Genomic DNA, 486 nt, shown 5'->3' with positions numbered 1-486 from the left:
TTGCCCGTTGCATCACTAAAGCCTTGCAACGTTAACGCCACACTCTTCACCGAATCCGCAACCGACGCGACTTCTGCTGTACCCACCCATTGGGTTTGAGTACCCGATTGTGCTGTCCAGTTGATCGCCGCGGTACCCAACGTCGAACCCGTCGGTGTGGTGACGCCTTTGTCGAACGTGGCGGTAACGGTCACACTCTCACCCGCCGCTGCGTACGTTGGGTTAATCGACGTTTGACCGTCGTCCACCGTTGGCTTAGTTTGCGTCAACGTAAATGTCGTCCCCGCTTCTTTTGCTGGTGCCTCCAAGTCGTTAGTCCCGTTCACCGTCACCGTAATGGTGCCGTCTTTAAGACCAGAGACGTCTAACGTCGCGTTCCATTTACCCAATGCAGCCACTGTCGTGGTTTGCGTGACTTCTTTATTGTCCGTATCGACCGCTTTGATGGTCAGTTCGTCAGAAGTTTCAAAGCGTGTGCTATCGCCA

The 486-nt window shown here is 54.3% G+C and carries 1 pseudogene; it reads right to left on the bottom strand.

Features of this window, described 5'->3' with window-relative positions:
* A pseudogene (locus OQJ86_RS26410) lies at positions 1 to 486 on the bottom strand (hypothetical protein); the annotation flags it as partial.

Origin of the sequence: Vibrio sp. Sgm 5 (genome assembly GCF_026241575.1) — a bacterium.
Classification (GTDB): Bacteria; Pseudomonadota; Gammaproteobacteria; order Enterobacterales; family Vibrionaceae; genus Vibrio; species Vibrio jasicida.
Note: the sequence above shows the minus strand (reverse complement) of the source record. Positions and strands in the feature narration are given on the sequence as shown.